General features: G+C 57.7%; 26 protein-coding genes and 1 pseudogene. 10 read left to right on the top strand and 17 right to left on the bottom strand.

Annotated elements, in window-relative coordinates; genetic code table 11:
• Nucleotides 1-2: 2 nt before the first annotated feature.
• From FBY04_RS09345 to FBY04_RS09325, 5 genes are all read right to left on the bottom strand, one after another.
• Nucleotides 3-296, bottom strand: coding sequence for a YcgL domain-containing protein (locus FBY04_RS09345; protein WP_007898694.1), 294 nt, complete (start codon nucleotides 294-296; stop codon nucleotides 3-5).
• Complete coding sequence (gene rnd, locus FBY04_RS09340; RefSeq protein WP_084323254.1) at nucleotides 293-1426, bottom strand: ribonuclease D; 1134 nt, start codon at nucleotides 1424-1426, stop codon at nucleotides 293-295. Before rnd ends, FBY04_RS09345 begins: the two co-directional genes overlap by 4 nt.
• Nucleotides 1427-1549: 123 nt before the next feature.
• Nucleotides 1550-2212 carry a class I SAM-dependent methyltransferase gene (locus FBY04_RS09335; RefSeq protein ID WP_084323253.1) on the bottom strand — a complete coding sequence of 221 codons (663 nt, stop codon included), beginning with the start codon at nucleotides 2210-2212 and terminating at the stop codon, nucleotides 1550-1552.
• A gap of 74 nt (nucleotides 2213-2286) precedes the next feature.
• Nucleotides 2287-3936: a phosphoethanolamine transferase gene (locus tag FBY04_RS09330; protein ID WP_145315064.1), complete on the bottom strand. Its 1650-nt coding sequence runs from the start codon at nucleotides 3934-3936 to the stop codon at nucleotides 2287-2289.
• A 168-nt stretch (nucleotides 3937-4104) separates the two neighbouring features.
• Nucleotides 4105-5487 carry a glutamine synthetase family protein gene (locus tag FBY04_RS09325; protein WP_145315063.1) on the bottom strand — a complete coding sequence of 461 codons (1383 nt, stop codon included), beginning with the start codon at nucleotides 5485-5487 and terminating at the stop codon, nucleotides 4105-4107.
• A gap of 505 nt (nucleotides 5488-5992) precedes the next feature.
• On the opposite strand from FBY04_RS09325, the gene FBY04_RS09320 reads away from it, so the two are divergent.
• From FBY04_RS09320 to FBY04_RS09310, 3 genes are all read left to right on the top strand, one after another.
• Nucleotides 5993-7177: a cyanate transporter gene (locus FBY04_RS09320; RefSeq protein WP_145315062.1), complete on the top strand. Its 1185-nt coding sequence runs from the start codon at nucleotides 5993-5995 to the stop codon at nucleotides 7175-7177.
• Nucleotides 7178-7192: 15 nt separating this feature from the next.
• Nucleotides 7193-8110: a DMT family transporter gene (locus FBY04_RS09315; RefSeq protein ID WP_145315061.1), complete on the top strand. Its 918-nt coding sequence runs from the start codon at nucleotides 7193-7195 to the stop codon at nucleotides 8108-8110.
• A gap of 131 nt (nucleotides 8111-8241) precedes the next feature.
• Nucleotides 8242-9177: a LysR family transcriptional regulator gene (locus tag FBY04_RS09310; protein WP_084322677.1), complete on the top strand. Its 936-nt coding sequence runs from the start codon at nucleotides 8242-8244 to the stop codon at nucleotides 9175-9177.
• A 3-nt stretch (nucleotides 9178-9180) separates the two neighbouring features.
• On the opposite strand, the gene FBY04_RS09305 is transcribed toward FBY04_RS09310, so the two are convergent.
• The 3 genes from FBY04_RS09305 to FBY04_RS09295 all read right to left on the bottom strand — a co-directional run bounded on the left by FBY04_RS09305 (nucleotide 9181) and on the right by FBY04_RS09295 (nucleotide 10868).
• Complete coding sequence (locus tag FBY04_RS09305) at nucleotides 9181-9546, bottom strand: 5-carboxymethyl-2-hydroxymuconate Delta-isomerase (RefSeq protein ID WP_084322676.1); 366 nt, start codon at nucleotides 9544-9546, stop codon at nucleotides 9181-9183.
• A 57-nt stretch (nucleotides 9547-9603) separates the two neighbouring features.
• Nucleotides 9604-10530, bottom strand: coding sequence for a LysR substrate-binding domain-containing protein (locus tag FBY04_RS09300; protein ID WP_084322675.1), 927 nt, complete (start codon nucleotides 10528-10530; stop codon nucleotides 9604-9606).
• Nucleotides 10531-10676: 146 nt separating this feature from the next.
• Nucleotides 10677-10868, bottom strand: a complete 192-nt coding sequence (locus FBY04_RS09295) for a DUF1508 domain-containing protein (RefSeq protein WP_145315060.1) — start codon at nucleotides 10866-10868, stop codon at nucleotides 10677-10679.
• A 361-nt stretch (nucleotides 10869-11229) separates the two neighbouring features.
• Here FBY04_RS09295 and FBY04_RS09290 point away from each other — a divergent pair, with 361 nt between their 5' ends.
• Complete coding sequence (locus FBY04_RS09290; protein WP_145315059.1) at nucleotides 11230-11640, top strand: hypothetical protein; 411 nt, start codon at nucleotides 11230-11232, stop codon at nucleotides 11638-11640.
• A 98-nt stretch (nucleotides 11641-11738) separates the two neighbouring features.
• Nucleotides 11739-11840 (top strand): annotated as a pseudogene (locus tag FBY04_RS32645) (cupin domain-containing protein); the annotation flags it as partial.
• 7 nt (nucleotides 11841-11847) lie between these two features.
• On the opposite strand, the gene FBY04_RS09280 reads toward FBY04_RS32645, so the two are convergent.
• Nucleotides 11848-12180 (bottom strand): hypothetical protein, encoded by a 333-nt coding sequence (locus tag FBY04_RS09280; protein WP_145315058.1) that lies wholly within the window; start codon nucleotides 12178-12180, stop codon nucleotides 11848-11850.
• Nucleotides 12181-12571: 391 nt separating this feature from the next.
• On the opposite strand from FBY04_RS09280, the gene FBY04_RS09275 reads away from it, so the two are divergent.
• From FBY04_RS09275 to FBY04_RS09260, 4 genes are all read left to right on the top strand, one after another.
• Nucleotides 12572-12778 (top strand): hypothetical protein, encoded by a 207-nt coding sequence (locus FBY04_RS09275; RefSeq protein WP_017336978.1) that lies wholly within the window; start codon nucleotides 12572-12574, stop codon nucleotides 12776-12778.
• Between the two features lie 642 nt (nucleotides 12779-13420).
• Nucleotides 13421-13705 carry a DUF3077 domain-containing protein gene (locus tag FBY04_RS09270; RefSeq protein ID WP_017336977.1) on the top strand — a complete coding sequence of 95 codons (285 nt, stop codon included), beginning with the start codon at nucleotides 13421-13423 and terminating at the stop codon, nucleotides 13703-13705.
• A gap of 351 nt (nucleotides 13706-14056) precedes the next feature.
• A complete protein-coding gene (locus FBY04_RS09265) occupies nucleotides 14057-14281 on the top strand; it encodes a hypothetical protein (protein ID WP_145315057.1) in 225 nt (74 codons plus the stop codon).
• Between the two features lie 8 nt (nucleotides 14282-14289).
• Nucleotides 14290-15138, top strand: a complete 849-nt coding sequence (locus FBY04_RS09260; RefSeq protein ID WP_145315056.1) for an LPO_1073/Vpar_1526 family protein — start codon at nucleotides 14290-14292, stop codon at nucleotides 15136-15138.
• A 225-nt stretch (nucleotides 15139-15363) separates the two neighbouring features.
• On the opposite strand, the gene FBY04_RS09255 is transcribed toward FBY04_RS09260, so the two are convergent.
• A complete protein-coding gene (locus FBY04_RS09255) occupies nucleotides 15364-16440 on the bottom strand; it encodes a hypothetical protein (protein WP_145315055.1) in 1077 nt (358 codons plus the stop codon).
• A 279-nt stretch (nucleotides 16441-16719) separates the two neighbouring features.
• Between FBY04_RS09255 and FBY04_RS09250 the strand changes: the two genes are divergently transcribed.
• Nucleotides 16720-17043 (top strand): hypothetical protein, encoded by a 324-nt coding sequence (locus FBY04_RS09250; RefSeq protein ID WP_145315054.1) that lies wholly within the window; start codon nucleotides 16720-16722, stop codon nucleotides 17041-17043.
• On the opposite strand, the gene FBY04_RS09245 is transcribed toward FBY04_RS09250, so the two are convergent.
• From FBY04_RS09245 to FBY04_RS09215, 7 genes are all read right to left on the bottom strand, one after another.
• The gene (locus FBY04_RS09245) at nucleotides 17033-17548 is read right to left on the bottom strand and encodes a lysis system i-spanin subunit Rz (protein WP_145315053.1); all 516 of its coding nucleotides are present in this window, start codon (nucleotides 17546-17548) and stop codon (nucleotides 17033-17035) included. The two genes, FBY04_RS09250 and FBY04_RS09245, sit on opposite strands and share 11 nt — an antisense overlap.
• Nucleotides 17545-17970, bottom strand: a complete 426-nt coding sequence (locus tag FBY04_RS09240; protein WP_145315052.1) for a cell wall hydrolase — start codon at nucleotides 17968-17970, stop codon at nucleotides 17545-17547. Before FBY04_RS09240 ends, FBY04_RS09245 begins: the two co-directional genes overlap by 4 nt.
• 103 nt (nucleotides 17971-18073) lie before the next feature.
• Complete coding sequence (locus tag FBY04_RS09235; protein WP_256666822.1) at nucleotides 18074-18505, bottom strand: phage tail assembly chaperone; 432 nt, start codon at nucleotides 18503-18505, stop codon at nucleotides 18074-18076.
• A 15-nt stretch (nucleotides 18506-18520) separates the two neighbouring features.
• Nucleotides 18521-19798 (bottom strand): phage tail protein, encoded by a 1278-nt coding sequence (locus FBY04_RS09230; protein ID WP_145315051.1) that lies wholly within the window; start codon nucleotides 19796-19798, stop codon nucleotides 18521-18523.
• Nucleotides 19799-20404: a YmfQ family protein gene (locus FBY04_RS09225; protein WP_145315050.1), complete on the bottom strand. Its 606-nt coding sequence runs from the start codon at nucleotides 20402-20404 to the stop codon at nucleotides 19799-19801. It lies immediately after the preceding gene.
• Complete coding sequence (locus FBY04_RS09220) at nucleotides 20395-21435, bottom strand: baseplate J/gp47 family protein (RefSeq protein WP_145315049.1); 1041 nt, start codon at nucleotides 21433-21435, stop codon at nucleotides 20395-20397. Before FBY04_RS09220 ends, FBY04_RS09225 begins: the two co-directional genes overlap by 10 nt.
• Nucleotides 21425-21820 (bottom strand): phage GP46 family protein, encoded by a 396-nt coding sequence (locus tag FBY04_RS09215; RefSeq protein ID WP_371927732.1) that lies wholly within the window; start codon nucleotides 21818-21820, stop codon nucleotides 21425-21427. Before FBY04_RS09215 ends, FBY04_RS09220 begins: the two co-directional genes overlap by 11 nt.
• Nucleotides 21821-21822: the final 2 nt, after the last annotated feature.

The raw sequence follows: 21822 nt of genomic DNA, 5'->3' as shown, positions 1-21822 counted from the left end.
GACTACATCGGATCGTTGCGTCGCAACAGTTCTTCCGGCAAATGTTCGATGTATTCGTCTTCGGCCGGCGGCATTTGCAGGTGGTAACCCTGCTTCTCGAGATTTTCCAGCACCACGGTGATGTCCTCGCGCGACAGCTTGCGCTCGGGGGTCAGCACCAGGTCGAACGCGTGGTGCGGTTTGCCGAAAGCGGCCATCAGACTTTCCGGGACGCGCTCCAGTGCATCGCTTTTGAGCACATAGAGGTACATCTCGTTTTTCTTCAGGCTTCGATAAATGGAGCAAATACGTTTCAAGGCTGTTCTCCGGCGGTGGCCAGGCTGTCGAGCAGCGCCTGGCCCATCAATTCGCGGCGCCAGCCACGCAGCGAATCAGGCAATTGGTAGGGACCGTTGGGGAAGCCGCTCTTGAGCAGTGCTTCCAGGGTTTTCTTGCGCAGCATCAGCTCCGGCGCAATGTTCAGGCGCTCGGCTTCGGCCTGACCGAGTGCACGCAACTGTTTGATCAGCGCTGCAGCATCCACCGGCAACGGCTCGGGCACGGCAGGCGGCCATTGATCAGGCGACACACTGCCAGAGCGCTTGATCAGATCAAGCAGAAATTCGCCGTCCTGACGCACGGTACGCGGGTGCATGTCTTCGATCTTCGCCAGCGCGCCGAGGTTGTCCGGTTGCGTCCGCGCCAGCGGCCACAGAGAGTGCTCACGGATGATTCGATTACGCGGCAGGTCACGGGCGCGGGCTTCATGTTCGCGCCAGGCACAGAGTTCACGCAGGACGGCGAGTTGAGCGCGGGAGAGCTTCCAGGCCAGTTTGGCTTCGCGATAGACCTCGTACGGATCAACTTCGCGGCGCAGGTTGGCCACCAGCTCGGCGCCGTCTTCCAGGACCCAGGCGTATTTGTCGTCAGACAGTTTCGGACGAAGCTGTACGAAAACTTCCGCCAGGTGCAAGGCATCTTCGGCGGCGTAACTGATCTGGGTGTCGGACAGTGGACGTTGCAGCCAGTCGGAACGGGTCTCGCCCTTGGGCAAGTCGATGCCCAGCACTTCCTGCACCAGCCGCGAATAGCCCATGGAGAAACCGAGGTTCAGGTAAGCAGCGGCCAGTTGGGTGTCAAACAACGGCGCCGGCAGGCTGCCGGTCAGGCGCAGCAACACTTCGAGGTCTTCGCTGCACGCATGCACGACTTTGACCACGGCCGGGTTCTCCAGCAACGCGGCCAGGGGCTGCCAGTTGTCGATGGTCAGCGGGTCAATCAGGTAAGCGCGTACGCCATCGCCGATCTGCAGCAGGCCCGCGATCGGATAAAAGGTGTCGACCCGCATGAATTCGGTGTCGAGGGCAACGTAGGGCAGCTGCTGCCATTCGGCGCAAAACCGGCCGAGGCTATCGTTGTCGCGAATCCAGTGAATATCGATGGCCACACGGCTCTCCCTTGAAGAATGGCGCGCAGTATATATCGCCCCCGGCGATTTCCGCGCCTCCACTGAACAAGAGCTTTAGCGAAAACACCTGCCTGATAGCAAGAATTGTCTGACGGGGGGAGGTTATCTGGCCTTACGCAGCACGTAGACGCGCAAAGGTGCACAACCGGGCAGGAAGTCTTGATGGCTAAGCAAGCGAAAACCCGCCTGTTTGAACTCGGCTTCCACTTCGGCCTTACTGGCCAGCGTCCGGGCTTGAACGCCTGGTGTATCCGGTCGCCGGCGCTTGAAACCGGTATCGATCCGCACCGCCACAATCACCGTATCGCGGCTGACCCGGTGGAATTCCCCCAGCATGGCCGAGCGATGCTCGGGACTGGCGATGTGCTGAAACAGTTGCATGCAAAAAATGCAGTCCACTGCATTCGCCGACAAACCGATGGCGAATGCCGAGCTCTGAAAGGTCTTGACCCGTTTCAGCAAATGTTGCGGGTGATGGGTCGGCGCGTGATCGAGCATATCCTGCGACGGGTCGGACGCCAGAATCACTCGATTTGCATGTTCGGCCAGCACCGGCCAGTAGCGCCCGGCCCCGCAGGTGACGTCGAGAATCAGCCCTGGCTCGCCGGCCACCTTGAGCGCGCTGCGCACCAGTTGCTCGTCACGCCAGAACGCCAGGCGCCCGGCAAGGCCACGCGGGTGCGGCTGCAGGCAGACGCGGGCGTGTTCCTGATCGTGACGCCGGGCGAACTCAAGCTCGATGGCGGAAGGGGGTTGAGCGGACATGTAAGGGGCTCTTGTAGGAAAAATCTGCCGGGCTGCAGGTTAACGGCCGATACGTGAAAAAAAGGTCGTGGCCCTCACTCTTTGGCCAGGACACCGTCAATCACCGCACCGCGGCAGCCGGCAAACATGTCCAGGTCATGGTTGTAGACCTTACTGTTGACCTCCAGCAAACCGAGCATCGAATGGAACAGGTTGTCCTGGCTCAACGGTTTGTCACGGCTCAGTTGCAGGCAATGGGTGTCTACCGAGAAAGACTTCTGATAGCTGTCGGAGAACCAGGCCAGCATGGCGACATGCTTCTGTTGATCGGGCGCCATCATGTAAGGCGTGCCGTGAAGGAACAGGTTGTATTCGCCCAGGGACTCGCCGTGGTCCGACAGATACAGCATCGCGGTATCGACTTTGTCCTGGTTGCTGCGCAACAGATCGATCAGCGTCGACAGCACATGGTCGGTGTACACCAGCGTGTTGTCGTAACCATTGACGATACTTTCGCGACTGCAATTGTTCAGCGCATTGCTTTCGCAAACCGGGGTAAATCGCTCGTACTCTTTCGGGTAACGCTTGAAGTACTCCGGACCGTGACTGCCCATCTGGTGCAACACCAGCACGGTGTCTTTATCCAGGGTGTCGATGAAGTGCTGCAAACCCTGCAGAAGGATTTCATCGCGGCATTCACTGTTGGCGCAGAGTGTCGGGTCCTTCAGGTTGCTGACATCATCGAGGGTGACGCGGTCGCAAGTGCCTTTGCAGCCTGACTGGTTATCGCGCCAGACGACGTCCAGCCCCGCCCGCTTGAGCACATCCAGCAGGCCTTCTTCATTCTTTGCCTTGCTCGCGTTGTAATCCTTGCGGCCCATGTTGGAGAACATGCACGGCACCGAGACGGCTGTTTCCGTACCGCAGGAATGCACATCAGTGAAGGCAATCAGGCCCGCCTCCTTGTCCAGTTTTGGCGTGGTGTCGCGGTCATAGCCCAGCACACCAAAGTTCTCGGCCCGGGCACTCTCACCCACCACCAGCACGGTCAGGGATTTGCGGTCGTGGGCTTGCCAGGCAGGGTTTCTCTGGGCGTCTTCACCAATCTTGACGAAGGGTTGCTGTGCCGAAGCGACTTGTTCGCGCAGGTAGCCAAAGGAGGCACCGATATAGTTGCTGGGCACTACCATCAAACGTAACTCGTGGTGATTGCGAAACAACGACGCGAGGCCTTGATAGTTAACCAGTGCCACACCACCGATTACCGCTACCGACGCAACACCGACCAAAGCCTTACTTAACAGTTCGCGATGCCAGCGGCGGTAACCAACTGGTATGTTCCACAACAACCACGAGGGCAACACGCCGAGCAAAACAATATAAACAAGCAACTTTACCGAGAGTAAGTCGCGCACTTCCGTTGCATTGGTTTGCGCAAAATTACGCAACATGCCGGTGTCCATCAGCACACCGTATTGGCTCATGAAGTACGCAACACCCGCACTGATCATAAAGACCAGCGTGAGCACAGGTTTCATTAAGGGCCGGAACGCCAGCAGCGTCAGCACCAGGTTGAAGGCAGCCAGAATCATCAAGCCGAAAGCCACACGCATGACGATGCCTTTGCCGTCGGACGCGGTGATTTCAAACAGGTGTTGCCAGAGCACTAAATTGAAGCCGGCCAACAAAAAGGCACTGGCAAACAACGTCACCCACTCCGGGCGCACGGCTTTAATCTTCAACATGGTAATTGGCTGTTCCTGAAAAGATGCGCCGCCGGCAAATGTGAAAATTCCATTTACCGCGACAGCACTAACTTTAGGCAGCCAACCATCAATTTTTCGTGAAAAAGAAGCCAACGATTAGTTGGCTTCCAGTGCGGGGTCGAAACTTAAGTTGTATTTGAGAATGGTTCAGGCCAGGTTCAGGTACCAACGCCAATCCTGTTCACCGACTTCGCCCATGAACTGCCGATACTCGGCCCGCTTCACCGCGAGGTAAACACCCAGAAACTCACTGCCAAACGCATCCCGCGCCCAGCTCGAACCTTCCAGCGCGCGCAAAGTGGTCAGCCAGTCAGTGGGCAACAGTTCCGTGGCCTGGGCGTAACCATTGCCTTCGACCGGCGCCCCCGGGTCCAGTTGTTCGCGAATGCCCCGATGAATGCCGGCCAGGATCGCCGCAGCCGCCAGGTACGGGTTAGCGTCGGCGCCGCAAATGCGATGTTCGATGTGCCGCGAGAACGCCGGCCCGCCTGGTACGCGCAAACTCACGGTGCGATTGTCCACGCCCCAGGTGGCGGCCAGCGGCGCGTAGCTGTTGGTCTGGAAACGACGGTACGAGTTGGCGTTCGGACAGAACAGCAGCAACGAATCGAGCAAGGTACTGAGCATGCCGCCAACCGCCTGTTTGAGCAGCGGCGTACCGTCCGTGGCTTCGCTGGCGAACAGGTTGTTGCCGTCCTTGTCCGCAAGGCTGACGTGCATATGCATGCCGGTGCCGGCCAGGTCGTCGAAAGGCTTGGCCATGAAGCACGCCGTCATCCCGTGTTTGTGCGCCACACCCTTGACCAGCCGTTTGTAGCGCACGGCTTCATCCATCGCCTGCAAGGCGTCGGTACGATGTTCGAGGGTGATTTCCACTTGCCCCGGCGCGTATTCGGAAATCGCCGTGCGCGCCGGAATGCCCTGGAGTTTGCAGGCGCTGTACAGGTCGGCCAGGAACGGCTCGATCTGCTCCAGTTCGCGCAAACCGTAGACCTGAGTGCTGCGCGGGCGTCCGCCGTCAACGTCTCGCGCCGGTTGCGGCCGACCGTTGCTGTCGCGTTGCTGATCCAGCAGGTAGAACTCCAGTTCCGCCGCCATCACCGGGTAATAACCGTCCGCCTGCAAGCCTTCGATCACCTTCGCCAACAGGTGGCGCGGATCGGCGATGGTCGCCGGCATGCCCTCCTTCGGGTGCATGCTGACCTGCACCGCCGCCGTCGGAATCAATCGCCACGGCATGCGCGTCAAACTGCCGCTGATCGGGTAGGCCCGGCAATCGATATCGCCCACGTCCCACACCAGCCCGGAGTTTTCCACGTCATCCCCGTTGATGGTCAGGCCCAGAATGGTACTTGGCAAAGGCCGGCCACTTTCATACACCGCCAGCAGTTCATCGCGATGCAACAACTTGCCCCTTGGCACGCCGTTGTTGTCGAGGATGAACAACTCGAACATCTCGATATCCGGATTCTGTTCAAGAAAGGTCAGGGCTTCTTGCTTCGTGGCGAAGGATGTCGTGGCACAACTCATAGGAATTCTCTTGTTTGCGCGTCAGGCAAACGCGCACGCGCTGCCATTTTGATCCGGCGCACAGCGCGGGACCTGTAAGAACAATCAACGGGAAAGGCGGGAATCCGGCGGGCGCGCGTGGCGGCAATGCCACAACGCCCAGAAGGCGAGTTCAGAAGGAAGTGCGACCGGACAACCGTCCATAGAGAAGACCGCAGTAAACAGGTGAGCAGCAGCGTCACATGGCTGGATAAGTCGTTAAATCGGGATTTGAAGAACTTTGGTTGCGAAATGGCTAAACATTCTGCGAGCCGCCCTGAAACCCGTGTGGGAGTGGGCTTGCTCGCGAAGGCGGCGCGCCAGTCGATAGTAATGGTGGCTGATACTGCGCCTTCGCGAGCAAGCCCGCATTTGTTCTGTGTTGCGGCAGAGGTATTTGATTTTTAAATACCGCCCCGGACTTTCTGATTTGCGGCCACCAGGGCTCGCGCGCCTAATCGGGCCCTTGTCATTCAAGGGTCCATCGATGGAAAACGTCCGTGCCACTTCCCGCCCTGCCCTCTGGCTGATGGTCAGCATCATTCTCGTCGCCCTGAACCTGCGCCCCTCCATGGCGGCGGTCGGCCCTTTGCTGTCGGCCATTCGCGGCGATATCCCGTTGAGTTACAGCCTGGCCTCGCTGCTGACCATGCTGCCGGTGATGGCCATGGGACTGGCGATGTTCTTCGGCCTCAGCGTCAGCCGATGGCTCGGCGAACAACGCACGGTAGTGGTGTCGTTGCTGATCATCGGCCTGGCGACGGTGTCGCGCCTGTTCCTCGACTCCGCGGCCGAACTGATCCTCAGTGCCGTGCTGGCAGGCGTCGGTATTGCGCTGATCCAGGCGCTGATGCCCGTGCTGATCAAGTCCCGTTTCAGTGACAACGTCTCCGTGTGCATGGGCTTGTACGTCACGTCGATCATGGGTGGCGCAGCGATTGCCGCGTCCTTCGCGCCGCTGGTGATGACGCGTACCGGCAGTTGGCGAATGGGCCTGGCGATCTGGGCGGTGCTGGCGCTGCTGGCGTTGTTGTTCTGGCTAGCCCAACGCTCGGGAATACCGATACCGGCCGCTCAAGCGCAGCGAAACGGTTCGTTCTTCGCCAATTCCCGCGCCTGGTTACTCGCGATCTTCTTTGGTCTGGGCACGGCGTCCTACACCTGTGTGCTGGCCTGGCTGGCGCCGTACTACGTGGAAAAAGGCTGGAGCGAACAAAACGCTGGTTTGTTGCTGGGTTTTCTGACGGCCATGGAGGTGTTGTCGGGCCTGCTGACGCCGGCGATCGCCAACCGCAGCCGTGACCGACGCCTGGTGCTGGTGGTGTTGCTGGCGCTGATCATGGCCGGTTTCTGCGGGCTGATCCTCAGCCCGCAACACCTGAGTCTGTTGTGGCCGTGCCTGCTGGGGCTGGGCATCGGCGGATTGTTCCCCATGAGCCTGATCGTGTCGCTGGATCACCTGGACAATCCACAACGTGCGGGCGCATTGACCGCCTTCGTTCAAGGCATCGGCTACCTGATCGCCGGTCTCTCGCCACTGATCGCCGGGATGATCCGCGATCAACTCGGCAGTTTCGAATGGGCCTGGTGGTCGCTTACGGGCGTCATGGCGCTGATGCTGCTGATGGCCCTGCGCTTTAACCCACGGCACTACGCCCGCCACATTCACTGACCCGGAACGGACATCATGAAACACGCCGGTTTCGCCACCGCTCACCTCGGCATGCTGCTCTGGGCCCTGTTGATTGCCGCTTCGTTTTCCGCGGCGGCGCAGGTCAGCCAGGCCATCGACCCGGTCTTGCTGACCGGTTTACGCCTGCTGTTTTGCGCCCTGGTGTTTTTGCCGTTGCTGCTGTTCAAGGGCGACCTCGCCATGACCCGCAACGGTCTGCTCGGCCATGCCGTACTCGGCTTGTTGCTGGCGGTGTACTTCGGCTCATTGTTCGAGGCGCTGCGCTACACCTCCGCCGTCAACACCGGGACAATGTTCACTCTGGTGCCACTGCTGACCCTGTTTTTCGAAGCCGTGTTGATGCCCGACAGCCGCCTGCGGCAACGCGTCGTTCCCATGCTGATGGCGGCTGCCGGCGCGGTATTGCTGGTGCTCAAAGGTGCGGGGCCAGGCGAGTTGCCTTCGCTCTATGCGGTGTCGGTGTATGGGACCGGTTGCCTGGCGATGGCGCTCTACTCTCCCTTGAGCCAGCGGCTCAAGGCCGGCAGCCTCAAAGGTCGCGGCCCGGTGGGCATGACCTTCTGGAACATGCTGTTCGGCGCGCTGTTCCTGCTGGCGTTCTGTGGCTTCAGCGGTGGCTGGCGATCGGCGTCCTTACTGACAGTGAACGACTTCGTTTGGCTGATCTACCTGGCGCTGTTCGCCACACTGGCGACCTTCTGGCTGCTACACCGGGCCATCGGCGTCATCGCCCCGTCGTCGGTCATTTCCTACATTTACCTGAGCACGCTGTGCATCACACTGTTTCATTGGCTCTGGTGGCGTCAGCCGCCGCTGCCGCTGGAAATCATCGGTGCAGTGCTCGTCGGCATCGGCATGCTGGCGCTGTTGATGTCCAGCCGCCGCACCCTGCCTGCCTCTGTTCAGCGCTGAAGGTCGCCGGCACTGCCTCACAACTATTGGCGAAACTTCCTACAAGCCATTCTCCTGGCACCATCGTTCCGTTAGGATCGTTCGCACGAGTTTGCGCTCAATCAGCGCACGGATCACAGCGAGACGAATGGATGCTGAACAGTAACTTGCTTAGAAAACTCGACATGCAAGACCTCATGGTGTTTATCGCCGTGTACGAACAAAGCAGCGTCACCGGCGTGTCCGAAACACTCTGCGTCAGCCAGTCGACCGTCAGTTATTGCCTGAAAAAGCTGCGCACCGGTTTCGAAGACGAGTTGTTCATCAATACCCGCGCCGGTATGCGGCCCACCTACAAAGCCAGCACCATGTACGCCCACGTGCTGAAAATTCTGGAAAGCATCAACCTCTGTCACGCCGGTGCACCGACGTTCGACCCCAGCTTGCAACCGGTCACCTTCAACATTTGCGCACCGGAATACTTCGAGCAACTGATCCTGCCGCGCCTGTTGAAACGTTTCGATTTCGCCGACTGGCCGGTGCTGGTCAACATGCACAAGTTCGAAACCGACATCCCGGCCGAGGAACTGCGCGACGGCAGCCTCGACCTGGTGATTGGCTTCGGCCCGAACTTTCATCGCAATCACACCGACTTCAAATCCCGGATGCTGCTGGAAGATGATCTGGTCTGTGTCTTCGATAAACGCGCCACACCGCTGGAGCCGCGTTTAAGCCTGCAAGCCTTTACCGAACGCCGTCATGTGTTTCCGACACCCTGGACGTCCAACACCAACATGGTCGACGGCTGGTTGGCGCAGCAAGCGCAAAAACGGCAGATCGTCGCGCGATCCAACAGCTACAGCGCGGCGCTGAAAATGATCACCGGCACCGACTTCATCGTCACCCTGCCCCGGCGCATCCAGCAGTTGCTGGCCAGCGAGGCCATCTTCAATCACTGCGAAGCGCCCAACGGTCTGCCGGGGTTCACCCTCGACATGCAGTGGAGTCAAAGTGCCGATGAAGACTGCGCCAATGCCTGGTTGCGTGAGCAGGTGGTGCAGGCCTGCACCGAGCAGGAAATGACCTGAGACTCAGTTGTTGATGGCGACTTTGCTGTAGGACTCTCGATCGATGTCGAGGATTTCCACGGCCAACTGGACTTCCACGCCCGTTGGCCACTCACACAGTTCCTGCACCACAGCCAGCAGGCTTTCGGCCAACTGTTTTTTGATCGCTGGCGAGCGACCACTCAACAACGCCAGCTTCACATGCACGAACGCCCGCTCAGCCAATGCCGTGCCGACCTTGAACGTCTCGACCTTTACCGCGCGACTCTTGATGTCGTATTCGGCAGCAAACTGACCGGAAGCCACCAGCGAATTGTTCAGCCGGATCAGGGCCAAATCGGCATTCAGCCCGGGCAGGTTGGCGGTGTATTCCATGTGCAGGTGGGGCATGACGTGGCTCCTTGAGATTGGCGCAAAGGTCGTATGTATATCACAGAGTTGCCCTGTTCACTGGAGCGGCGGCGACTCGAAGCGCTCACTCATGAACGCCTCCAGTCGCGAGCGCAGCCAGCGTTCGGCAGGGTCGGTGTCGACGTGGCTGAGCCAAACCATGGACAGGTCCAGAGTCGGGGTCTTGAACGGAAAGGGCTCCGTGAACAGCTGGCCGGACGCCGCCATCGCCTCGGCGGCGTAATCCGGCAGGCTGGCGATCAGATCGGTTCCGGCCAGCAAGGCTGGCAACGAGCTGTATTGCGGCACGGATAAAACCACCTGGCGTGTGCGACCAATCTCCGCCAGCCACTCATCGGCGTAGCCACTGACATTGGCGGTGTGGGACACCAGCACGTGAGGACGCGAACAATATTCATCGAGGGTCAGCGGCGTGGCGGACGCATCGGCGCGCAAGATGCTGGGCTGGATGTGCCGCAGCAATTTGCGCTTGGCATTGGCCGGAAGACCGCGGGTCTGGCTGATACCAACGGTGATATCGCCGGAGGCCAATAAATCGGGAATCCGCCAGTAATCCACATGCTGCACCACAAAAACCACCTTCGGCGCTTCCTGGCGCAGGGCACGCAACAACGGTGGCAGAAGGCCAAATTCGACATCGTCCGACAGCCCGATGCGGAAGGTCATGGTGCTGCTGGCAGGGTCGAAATCACGGGTCAGGCTCAGGGCCACCGACAGCGAATCCAGCGCTGGCGACAGGTACTGAATCAGCTCCTCGGCCCTGGCGGTCGGCTCCATGCGATGACCGACGCGAATGAACAGCGGATCGTTGAACATCGTGCGCAAGCGGTTGAGCGCCGAACTGATGGTTGGCTGCCCGAGAAACAACTTCTCCGCCACCCGGGTGACGTTGCGTTCAAGCATCAAGGTTTCGAACACCACCATCAGGTTGATATCCGCCTTGCGAAGTTCGTTGCGATTCATCCAATGCCCCCAGTCCCCAAATCTGCCGACAGTTTAGGTAGCTGTCGCAAGCGGCGTCTATGCGACTCAAGCAGTCTGCGTTTGATCCGAGCGCAAGGTTGCCTGCAAAGAAGCTGCCCTCACTGAGCAGCTTCACCACTTGGGGTTCAGATTTCCTTCACCGGGATGTGATCGTGAGTCCCCTTGATCAGGCTGATGGCATGCGCGCAATCCGCCTTGTTGATGTACGCCTCGCCGCTGGCAATCGTTTCATGGTTCCCCGCCCTCAAGCGCCACCGCCATTGACCTTTGCCAGTCTGGAGGGTGCCGCGGGTTTGCCTGTAAATCTCAAAATACATTTTTCGCTCCTTGCGATGGTTGATAACCGCAGGTCCGTGCCCTGCGAAACCAGAGTAGATGAGGATGTTTTGCGGTGGGGAGTTTCAGTGTCAGGGGATATTACGAAGGAAAACCTTGAATGTTCAGGCCGGCAAATGGATTCGGGGTTGAGTAAACAGACTGACTCGGGCAAGTAACTTTTCTCGTGAAACGGTATATCTTTCTTACGCCGGGAGGCGACCGAATCCGACGCAGCAACGCCGCTGACGGTGTTCCTTCCGTAGAATCCAAGCACGACCAAACAGCTGTCTTCGCGTCCGGAGTTCCCTGGAAATCCGCTCAGTAGAATGCAGTTTTCTGAATCATCAAATGGAGTTGTACATGCACCGGGGCATCACGTTTACTCTCATCATTCTGACCACAGCACTCAGTGCATGTACGTCGAACAGTCCCTCCACGGCCCCATCCCTCGTAGGCTCATGGCAAGGAATGCGCGAAGAACACGGCAAATGCCAGTTCCTGTCCTGGAATACGAATTTCGAGCCCAATGGTCGCTTCTCGATCACCTTCTTCCGAGACGCGCAACGGACCCAACCCATTCAAACCGAGCGAGGTTCCTGGTCTGCGGCGAATGGCAAGAATGAAATGAAAACGGACGGTGTCCGGACTCCGGAAATCTATGAGTACAAAATACTGGATGGGAACACCATTCACTACGTAAACACCGTCACAGATCCTACCGCCGACTGCCAAGAGGACTACGCGTTTACGGAACATCGTATTCGCAACTAAGCGTTAACCCCTCACTCCCCCGAGAACCAAAAAGCCCCGCAGATTTTCATCTACGGGGCTTTTCTATGTAACGTCCAGCCGATTGCAGCAGAGTGAGGGGGGACAGTTTCAGTTTTTCCAGTCAGGAGCCGCATCGTTACGGGAATCCCGAGGATGTGGATGCGGTGGTGACTTGGGTGATTACGCCGCCTTCGTTTTGAGGTCCGTTCACAGATTTTTCTGATGAGTCGAGGCATCAGCTTGCAGGGTCAGCGGTTGATCAGCGCCCAGCTCCACATCGCTCTCAAGCTCTGCCCGAGGCTCTGGGGCGACAGTGTCAGAACGGGCTAAAAGCCGCTGTACACCTCTTTCAATCAGCGAAAGCAATCCATAGCTGATAAATCCAAAGATCAGCCCGACAACCAAAATGCTCAAAGGATGAATTTGCACGGCGTCCTGGCTTTCCAGCATGTATTGAAAAGCCTGAACAGCCACAGCCACACAGGCCGCAGCGGCTGCTATCAGCTTCACAGACAACCAAAGACGCCGCCATCTGTTCATGACATCACCTGTCATTCGATCAGTTGCTCTGTATTGCAGGATAGACAATGAGCTTGGTTCACGGGATGTCGTGTTGCATTGCTGTGTTCCTCGACGCGATGGCCGCGTTCTTCCCCCAAAAATCCCCCAAAACAAAACGCCGGAAACGAAAAAGCCCCGTAGCTTAATCAGCTATGGGGCTTGATGAGATGGTCAGCCAGAATCCCTGCAGATTTAAGCTTGCAGGGATTTTTTGTTTAATCCTGCGGCAGACTCCGGCATCGTCTGACAGCCCCTTCCTGATTTGTCCAAGCCCCTGGCGGCATCACGCTTAGCCCCTAAGCTCTGCGCCGTGCGGGGCAAAAAGGCCCTGACCATCGACAATCATGCGAACTCAAAAGGAGCCTCTGCAATGGCTAGAGATAAAGCAAAAGACGACACACACTTCAACTGCACCCAGCCCCATGAAGCCGACTACGTCGCAGGTCTTTACCCTCATGCAAAGGAAGAGGTCAAAACGTTCCTGGCATCGGCCTGCAAGGACAAAACCCTGCATAACTCCACCCACAAAGACGTCTATGAGCTGATCAAGAGGAAACTGGGTCACTCGCAGCCGTAAGATTCACGTTCACGGGATAATTCCTGCTTGTTCAAGGAAAGCCCGAGCGCCGCGCCCGTGCAGGGCTGTGCCGATGCTCGAGCTCAACCCTCAAAAAAAGTAAAAAAACGCCGCCTTTCTAGACACAGGGAAGCGGCGTTTTCACATTCAGGATTCAGCTGTTTTTTGTAAGGCCATAAGAATATCGGGGTGACTCTCGGCGCAGTTGTAGGCAAAATCCGGGAGTTGCGTACGAACGTGCTTCTGCTGCGTGTTTCAGTAAGTTAGCGCCTTGATGACGTCAGTTTCAGCGGGATACTCTCAAGACGTCGCTGGAATTCCAGTGATCGGGCTTGGAAACCCGGAGTTACGCAACAGCGCCAATCACAAGCGGCGGCGTTTTTTTACGCCCGTAAAACTTGTGCTATGGCGGCTGTGCGTGGGACGCCCTCGGGCGTGCCGGTCTCCTTGACTCCCGGTTTCCAACCTGCGCGCAGCTGCCACCCATTCGCTTGGAACGAAAGTGGCAGCTCTTTAGGTCAAGGAGCTAGACATGCACTCAGCAAATACACTTGATACCCGTCCTTCCCCTCTACGCAATCCCAAGTCGCTTACCACTCCACCGCTCAGCTTCACCCGCCGCCTCATTGAAGGAGGTGACAAATGAGTGACAAACCCGAGCTGACGACCATTGGCCTCACACCGTTCCACTATTGCTCCAACCAGCCGTTATTCCGCGTAAATTCCGGCGTACCTGTCGGGAAAGCCTTGGCGCAAGCATCTGACCTTCTGTACCTAGCCAAGCTGTTGACTGTCGATGCGGCTTACGCCAAGGACACAGACAGACATGCTTGGGCAGCGCATTACCTGACCGCCATGAGCAAGGCCGTCGTGGATGATGTACACAAGGTGCTGACGAGGTGGCCACCGGTGAATACCGACGCCTGATACGTACGTGTAGACGTCCCTAAAAACGCCCTGAAAAATCTACAGAAACGAAAAAGCCCCGTAGCTTGTTCAGCTACGGGGCTTTTTCTATGTAATGGCGGAGAGATAGGGATTCGAACCCGTTCCACATGATTTGTAGGCCGCCATAGGCCTATAAAACAGGAGCTAGAAGGCTGATAGCTTGGCCTCTTGCGGCCTGATGCGGCCCCTGATTTGCCCTAAATATGCCCTAAACCTGCTGAGTACTACTCAAAAAACTCAGCCCCAAAGCTTGCGCCCAGCTTTTTGCTCTTGTCTTTCTAAAGCACCCCCATAGAATCTCGAATGGACACCTCACATAGGATTTTTCAGATGCGCTTCATTGCCAAACTGGTTTTGTTTATCGCATTCATTGCCTGCCTCGCTTGGGCGATCATGAAGCCTGGTTTCGACTCTGTGACTGCGGCCATTGTGACGCTGGGCACCTTGCTAGGATCGTTCGTTTTGGAAAAGAAAACAGATGTGAGTCAATCACAACATGTAGGTCCAAACTCGACTGCCATACAAGCTGGCCGAGACGCTAATATCAATAAGTGAGGAAACTTATGCTTGGCCCAAAGCAGGATCAGAATGTTGGTAGCGGCGCGATTGCAGTGCAAGCTGCACGCGACGTCCATATGGGCATGTCCTTCACCGAAGTGCGGGAACTATGTCAGCTGCTAGTTGAGAATAATTTTCCAGCACTTCGAGCAGAGGCAAAAGCTGCCGCCGAAGAGCGAGTGCGGCAATTCGCGGCGGAGCTTGAACAACGGATCATCGACGCCTCGGCCCAGATCGATCCTAACAAATTTCGAGATCCTGACGTACAGGCTTGTTTGAACGATGCCGTTCTTGCTGCTGCCCGCCGTGGAGAAGCTGCAAACACTGAAGTACTGTGCACGCTCGTTACTGAGAGGGTCTCGGCCCAGGCCAGCCCTTTTAAGGATATAGTTTTATCTGAAGCAGTACAGGTAGTCCCCAAGCTTACGGCCCAGCATATATCTATGCTATCACTAACTTTCTTTATCCAGTCAGTTGTATTTTCTAACATTCCCCACCTCACCGTTCTCGAGGGTCCCGCACAACAGCTAAAACCGCTGTTAGAACGCTGCGGAGGCCTATCGTATTCGCAAAAGCAACACGTACAATATGCTGGAGCTTGCTCATACATAAACGTCACCATAACTGATCCCTATGAAGTGCTCAGAAAGGCATACCACCAATTCGAGCATCCCAATACGGAAAGTCTAAAGATACAGCTCGGAGAGGAAGCACCTACCTTTCTCGAAATGGTAGAGTTGTATCGCACTAATGAGCTTTGGTGCATTACTCCTACTAGCGTCGGCCAGGCGATCGCAATATCTGCACTGTCTTCGAAACTGCCTATCTTTAATTTCTCTACTTGGCTTAAATAAAACATCATTATGCCAACCCCCCACAGCGGACAAGCCCAAGGGACTGTCCGATGATGGATTGGACCATCTAATCCTGAAAGCCTTACAAACAAAGGCTTACAGACTACGTACGTTCCGCGCGTACCTCTTTCGTACCACCCATCTCTTCAGCGCCCGCACATAACCAGTTGTGATTTGCATACGTTGTCGCCAGGACATTCGCGTATCTTGCAAACGCAACCAGTTTTAACTGCACCAGGACACCTCAGAGCTAGCCTGGGAAACGTGCATCCTTACGCCTTCCATTCCACTAACGATGACATCCTCATCTTTCATACTGTAGATGCCATCTTTGTCTTGATAAATTGGAATTTTAACTGCCAAATCTCCATAGTCTGTTTTTAGATCGCCAACCATAACCCAACCCAATACGCCGTGCTCTAATTGTTCGTACGCTAAAGTAGACATTGGAACGGAATAGAAACGATTGAGATAATCAAACTCCACATCGATAGCCGCCCTTATAAATGCGCCTTCGAAGAAAGTATAAAGAGGAACCTCCGAATCAAACTCAATTTTTAATCTGGAAACCCCACTAAAATCTTCTTTGTAATCGACAGACTCTCTGATTAGCGCTTCTAATGTTATAACTGATATCCCATCAAGGGACCATTCTTTCGCATCAGCCCTGCTCTGCCGCTGCCTTTGCTCGTAGAACCTTTCGCGGATGCCCAGACTATCAAGGTCCACCCGACTAATCCCGGCGCGGATATTCAATACATCGCGCAAAATGAAGTGCCTATACTGAAGGTGAAAACTGATGAAATTCATTGGCAGCGACGACGGATCAAGTTCATGCAACATCACCAGCACAACAACTTTACCCTCCTTTGCCGCTAGCTCTTTAATGGTCGAAGAAAATCCTTTTCTAGAAACACAAACGAGCTTATCCGCCCCAACAAGCTTCCTCTTTCCCAGCCATCCGAGGAATTCACCAACTTTAACTTTTACATTTCTACTTTGAACTTCAACAATTGTTGTAAACGTGCGCGCACCACCACCCTCCGTAATAACAATATCACATTGCGATGTAGCGCCAGATATAGAGTCCACATGAGGCAAGTTTACATTATGCTGTACGCTAGCACCTGGCGAAACAGATTGCTCTATTGCACGAGCGAGCTTTTCGATATCTCTCCATTCTTTATTCAAAATTAAAAAACCTCCCCCCAAATAAACTCTATAAAAGCGGCCCAAATTCACCCAATTGCCGCTTGTACCTGAACTGCCGCGCTGATAAGTGACACTGTAGCGAGCAACCATCGCCTATCCTTTGCAGCGTCGCATGAAATCGGCCATACGCCAATTGTGCTGGAGTACTAACGCAAAAAAGCCCTACACCCCCGGATAGCAAGAGGTGTAGGGCATATTTGACAACTCACTCTCAACGTTCACTTTGCATTAAAAGGCATTGGTTGGCGTACGGTTTGCCCCATTTTTGCCCCATCTGCATTTCTCCCTACCGCTATTCGTCGCCCTACCCTCGCCCATCCTACGCATCTCGATTACTGTATATAAAAACAGTACAAATGAGGCGCGAACGTGGACCAGTACGAAATCGAAGACACTAGCGACTGGCTGGGCTCGCCAAACAGGCTCGAAACCATCAAGCATTACGCGAGCATGCTCGAGGAAGACATACAGGCCCTGAAGCGGGAGCTGCGCGCAGCGAAGGAAAACATCTCAGGTCTCGTCCAAATGAACGACCAGCTGTCAGAGGACTTGAAGAGAGCTCGCACCTGGCTGGCAAACCGCGAAGCCGAAACCACAGTGCAACTGGGCGAGATCCAAAGCCTAACGCTCGTCTTGTCCCAGAAGGAAAGGACCATTCGCAAGTTACAAGTGGGCAAGCCCGTCAGCGATTAACTTCTCTGACGTAAGCCTGGCACGCCCTGAGCGCGATCAGTCCTTGATCGCCGGCATCGGTGATGGCGACAATTCGTTGAGCATGCGCCGGGTCAAGTCGGGCTCGCGCTCCTCCATGAACCACGCCGCCGGCTGCGGTACCGGCTGGCACTGAACAGGCATTGGCTGAATCCGTAGCGTCGAGAAGGACTGACAGCCGCAGATCAGAAGTGGCAAGGCGATCGCGCAGGCGAGCCTGGTTGGCTTGAGCATCGCTCAGTTCCTTGTGGTGGGTTTGGTCGCTGACTGAAAGTCGCTGCTCAAGAGCGAGCCGCTTATCCTGATCGGCGCGGACTCGGGCGGCAGCTGTATTGCCGATCACGGTCAGATCGTCCTGATGCAGCAGGTCCTGTTCTGCGAGCTGCTTGCCGTAGCGCCAGTCCTGCACCTTCCAGACACCGCCGGCGGTGATCAGTAACAACACCAACACAACGGCCAGTGTCGCCTTCAGTGCGCCGGGAGTCATGGCACGTCCTTGAAGAACACGTGGCGACCTAGCTTCAGCGTTTCCTTGGCGCCCTTCACCCAGTTCGGCGGCTCCGGCATGGTCGTCGCGTAGTAGTGCGTGGCGCCGCCGGTAGGGTCCGGCACCTTGCCAGACATCACCTGATCGGCAGCGATCTGCGCTTGGGCGAACTCACGGAACGGTATCGACCTGGCACCGGTCAGGTAGGCGTAGTTCGGATCGTTCCGGTTCCAGCAACTGAATTGGTACGGCTTCTGGCAGACCCCGGCATAGCCTTCGCCCCACCACGAATTATCCTTGCCGTCGTTTACGCGGTTGCGAATGGTCCACGCAACGGCGATTTGACCGGACAGGCTTTCGCCGCGCGCCTCCCCCCACAGTGTGCGAGCGAGGATGTCACGGTCCTTGGCGGTAACTGACATTACTTTTCTCCAGGCAATATCCGCCGTATGGCGGGTTTATATGGGTTTCCACGGATTGATTTCGAGACTTCAGAAAAGAAAACGCCCCGTCAGTGCGGGGCGTTTATTGGGGCTGTTCGGCGATCCACACCGGCGGCGTTGGCCGGTGCTGGTTCTCAGGAAAGTCTGGCGACTGAGGCCAGTCGCGCAGGGCCTGCATGTACACCAGCAGCTCCGTGAACTGCTCAGCCGTCAGCGTTGTGTTGGCGCTGATTTCGAGCTGATCACGATGGCGGTCGCGCAACCAAACCATCGAGGCCACTTCAGCGTTCCGCCAGGTGCGCTCATTGGCGGCAATTTGCTCAGCTGTCAGCCCGGGCGGATCAATTAACAACGGCTGCCCTGCTGCATCGTGCGCGCGAACTTTACCCGGCACCGGACGCGCAATCACACTGAGGAAAACCGACTCACTGATTTCTACTGCATCTTCTGGCATCTCAGGACTAATTCCACTTAAGTAAGTGCATCCCGTAGATTGGCTATAGAACCTTTTCATATATTGCCTTTCCCCTTATCGGCCAAACGCTACCCAAAACACCTTGATCGGCGTGCCCGTTGAGCTGCCCACATCATCTGCCCCGGCGACAAAAGAGCTGGGCGAGATCGTATCGACAAACCCAACCCAAGCCCCGTTTACAACCGTAGGCTGCTGGTTACTTACAATCACCGCGAATGCCTCCGTGGGAAATTGAAGATTGAATGGCACGGTGATCTTCGAGTCGTCAGGAATAGACGCCGACAGCCCCCACTGAACCACAAGGCCGCCCAGCCACGACGGGAAGACCATGTAACCGTTAGGCGTCAGGCTCGCGGCAAACCCCAAACGCAGCTTTTTCGGCGTCGCCATCACCACATCGTTGGCGCTGTCGAGCATTTGCGCCGCCGTGGCGACCTTGGCCGTCCCTTGATTGATTTCGGTTGCCTGAGCCGCCAACGCTGCCAACGCCGCGATGTCGATGCTCCCCTGATTGACCGGAGCGTTCCAGGCCTTGATGCACCACATCACCGCCACGTTTCGCGGGCGGGTTTCTGAGGCCGTGCGCGGAGCACCATTCACGCCATCCGAAATAGGGTTTCGCGCTCGCGTGTAATTGGCCCCACGATTGTCCTTGGTGTCAGCCGGGACGTCGAAGCCGTCACTAAAGGTCGCGCCACTCCGCCCACCAACCGCGTACCAGTTCTCGTGCCAGTGGCCTTGCATTGCGTCGAGCTGATAAGAGCCCAGCGCGCGACCAGCATCGACCCCGCGCCCATGGTCCCAGCCCCGGAAGAACTCACCGCGCGAGTCCGGCAAACGGAAATTGCCAGCACCTTCGCCGCCGATGTTGTAAGTGGTCCCCAGGTAGGCCGACAAGTCTGGATAGGTGGCACTGCTCTGCACGCTACCATCCACCTCAAGGAAACCCGTCGGCACCGTGCCTTTAGGAAACGGCACCATGGCCCCCACCGGCAGCGCCGACAGGTTTTTCAGCAGGTCTTCAATCTCGGTTTTGGTGTAGGTCACCGCCTTGGTGTACGCGTCGGTGATGCCGTACGCGGCCAGCGTGGTGCGAATCTCCTCTTCGGGAATGGTGTCCAGCACAATGGCGCGAATGGCCGCCACCAGTTGGTCATGTTCGCCCTCGACCGGCTCTTCACCGCCGGCACGGATCACGTTCAACAGCTCGTCCGTGACCGCATTACCCCAACCGCACGGGATCAGCGAGCCGACCTGTCCGGTCGTGGTGTTTTCATCAATAAACTTGCCGTCGACCAAGCCAACGCCGGGCACACTTTTCGGATAATCCATCTACACACCTTCCCCATAATTGATAAATTCCAGCGCGTGCGCCGGGGCTGCCCGGCGAATCACGCACTCGAGCGCGCCGTTCGGGTTCATCCCAAAGCGCTCCCCCCAAAAACTGGCGCCAAAGCGACGGCCCAGGCGGCGGCGCGGGCCAGTGTTGAGCGTCCACATAAACTGTGCCGACCAAGTGCCGAAGTGCGCGCGACCGAAGCGTGAGCGGCCGAACCTCGGCGCGCGACGCTCGGTAATGCTCGCCTCGGGGTAACCCTGACTAATGGCCAACTGGATAAAGAACGCCCGGCTTTGCCCGCCGACCTCGACCAGGCGCCGGCGCACCGCTAACTGGCGATCCTCAAACGCCGGGTTTTCACCCAAGCACGGGTCGGGCAGATCCATCACCCGCTCCCAGTCCGGCACCAGTTCGCGCACCGTGTCGGGAAACATCTCGTTAAACAGATCGGACAAACGCAGATCCTCGCGAGCCAGCTCCTGGGCGGTGCCTAACAGCACGTCGCGCAGTTCCGGCAGCAGTTCCACGTCCCACGCCGGCCCCGGCGGCAACAGGGCCACCAGTTGCGCGTAATAGTCACTTGCGGCTCTTATCTCCACAGGATGCCCCCAAAGGTCAGCAGCTCATTGCGCGCCGCCGGCACGTCCTCGAACAGGTTCAATAACTGGTGATCCTTCTCGCCGGCCGCGCCGCTGATCGCTTCGCGGATGTGTGTCAGCAGCAGGCCGACACCGAGGTCAGATTCGCGCTGATGCAGATCCACCAGCGCCGCCTCCACGGCCGACCTGACGACGCCGCTGTCGGGGGTCAGCTTGATTTCGTATTGCACCGGCTTCTCGACCGGCGGCAACACGTACAGCTCGGCCGTGACCGGACATTCGCTTTCGATGTAGTCGAAAGCCTGTTGCAGCGCTTCGGGTGATGGGATGGGGTCGATATCGCCGTCCCGGGCGATGAACACCGCCACCGTGCCAGGACCAGCCCAGCGCCGGATTAGCCAGGCACGCGTCACTCCGGGCACCTCCAACGCCCAGGTTTCGTAATCGGTTTTGTTGCCGCCATGCGGCACCAGCCGATAGGAACGAACCACCCGCGCGCGCAACGCTTCGAGGCTTTCTTGTTCGCTGCCGGCGGTCAGGCCAGGCGCTTGCACGGTAAAGGTGTCGGAGACGCCCAGGACCGGCGACACCGTGCGCAGCGTGGTGCCGGCCGGCGTGTTGCCGGCCTGGCCGGGCGTGACCGCCTGGAGTTGGGCAACGCCGGCCGAACCGGTCAGCGTTACGGGTAACAGCACGCGGAACTGCTGGCCGTCATCGCGGCGCAACAAGGTGCCGGCATCGAGCACCCGGCCGGCCGAGCCGATAAACCCGGCCGGACCTTGCGCGGACACCGCCGGCAACTGGTCACGCTTGAGGCGCGCCCGCGCCATACGACGCAGCGTGTTCTCGTCGGCCGTGTCCGGCAGGATCTGTTCGGCAATGTAGGCCTGATGCCCATAGCGGCCATAAGCGGCGGCGCCGTTGACACGAGCCAATACCTCGGCGTCGGAGCGCAGCAAGGCGCTGGAGCCCGCCAGATCGCCCTGGGCGCGCGTGATCAGCGCCGGCAGTGAAGGGGTATTAAACGGCATGGATCACCTGCCAAAGATCGTCGAGGAAAAGTTCGAGCGTGGCGCCATCGCGAAAGGTCAGCAGCACCCGCATGTTCAGGCGGTCGGTGGTGCGCTCGGTGGTGATCGCCACGTCAGTGACGCGGCCGTCGTCGAGCATCCATTTCAGCGCCTCACGGGCGTAGGTTTGGGCGTCACGTTCGGTTTGCGCGGTCAGCGAACGACGGCGCAACAGGTACAGGCGCGAGCCAATGCGGTCATTGGTGACGCTCGGGTAACTGTCCCCCCACCAGCCGTACAGCTCGCCGTCGTCCAGCGGGTCATCCGGCCCGGCCCGGCGCCAGGTCAACAAGCTGACGACGGCCGCGCGGCGCCAGGCGCTTTCGGTCAGGTCTTCATTGATCAGGG

This window comes from Pseudomonas sp. SJZ080 (assembly GCF_007828295.1).
In the GTDB taxonomy this organism is placed as follows: domain Bacteria; phylum Pseudomonadota; class Gammaproteobacteria; order Pseudomonadales; family Pseudomonadaceae; genus Aquipseudomonas; species Aquipseudomonas migulae_A.
This window is presented reverse-complemented; position numbering and strand designations above follow the sequence as displayed.